Source organism: Aestuariibacter sp. GS-14, from assembly GCF_006494365.1.
In the GTDB taxonomy this organism is placed as follows: domain Bacteria; phylum Pseudomonadota; class Gammaproteobacteria; order Enterobacterales; family Alteromonadaceae; genus Alteromonas; species Alteromonas mangrovi.
In genome coordinates, this window is the sequence record NZ_VHIP01000010.1 from 1 (window position 1) to 1,344 (window position 1,344).

Annotated in this window: 1 protein-coding gene; it reads right to left on the reverse strand. The window is 48.2% G+C overall.

What is annotated here, in order from left to right; all coding sequences use genetic code 11:
* Positions 1-156: 156 nt before the first annotated feature.
* On the reverse strand, positions 157-1,341 hold the full coding sequence (gene tuf / locus FJ444_RS15230; protein WP_140959642.1) for an elongation factor Tu: 1,185 nt from the start codon (positions 1,339-1,341) through the stop codon (positions 157-159).
* Between the last annotated feature and the right edge of the window lie 3 nt (positions 1,342-1,344).

Below are 1,344 nucleotides of genomic sequence, written 5' to 3' on the forward strand. Positions count from 1 at the left end.
ACAAGCCTAGCTAAAAAGCCTGCCAGTGTTGCTGAGTGGGTAAACTTCTATGCGAATTGGTATAGAGGGAATAGTTGTCGTTCAGTTTGCCGGCGCTTAAAAACAAAAAAGGCCGCTTACGCGACCTTTTTCTAAGATACTTAGCGGTATCTAAGATTAAGCAAGAATCTTAGCTACAACGCCTGCACCTACTGTACGACCACCTTCACGGATTGCGAAGCGCAGACCTTCGTCCATCGCGATTGGAGCAATCAGTTCTACTACGAACTTCAGGTTGTCGCCAGGCATTACCATTTCTACGCCTTCTGGCAGCTCTACAGCACCAGTTACGTCAGTTGTACGGAAGTAGAACTGTGGACGGTAGCCTTTGAAGAATGGAGTATGACGGCCGCCTTCATCTTTAGACAGTACGTATACTTCTGCTTCAAACTTAGTGTGTGGCTTGATTGAACCAGGCTTACACAGTACTTGACCACGCTCTACGTCGTCACGCTTAGTACCACGTAACAACACACCTACGTTCTCACCTGCACGACCTTCGTCAAGCAGTTTACGGAACATTTCTACACCAGTACAAGTAGTAGTCTGAGTCTCGCGGATACCTACGATTTCTACAGTCTCACCTACTTTAACGATACCTTGCTCTACACGGCCTGTTACTACTGTACCACGACCAGAGATTGAGAATACGTCTTCGATTGGCAGGATGAACGGCTTGTCGATTGCACGCTCTGGCTCTGGAATGTATGAATCCAGTGCTTCGCCCAGCTCAACAATCTTCGCTTCCCACGCTGCGTCGCCTTCAAGGGCTTTCAGTGCAGAACCTTTGATTACTGGCAGGTCATCACCTGGGAAATCGTACTCAGACAGCAGTTCACGAACTTCCATTTCTACCAGCTCTAACAGCTCTTCATCATCAACCATGTCACATTTGTTCATGAATACGATGATGTAAGGTACGCCTACCTGACGACCTAACAGGATGTGCTCACGAGTCTGAGGCATTGGGCCGTCAGTCGCAGCTACTACCAGGATCGCGCCGTCCATCTGTGCAGCACCGGTGATCATGTTCTTAACATAGTCAGCGTGTCCAGGACAGTCTACGTGTGCGTAGTGGCGGCTTGGTGTGTCGTACTCTACGTGTGAAGTAGAGATGGTGATACCACGTGCTTTTTCTTCTGGTGCGTTATCGATTTGATCGAATGCACGAGCGTTACCACCGTAAGTCTTTGCAAGAACAGTAGTGATTGCTGCAGTCAGAGTGGTTTTACCGTGGTCAACGTGGCCGATAGTACCAACGTTTACGTGGGGTTTCTTACGTTCAAACTTTTCTTTTGCCATTTT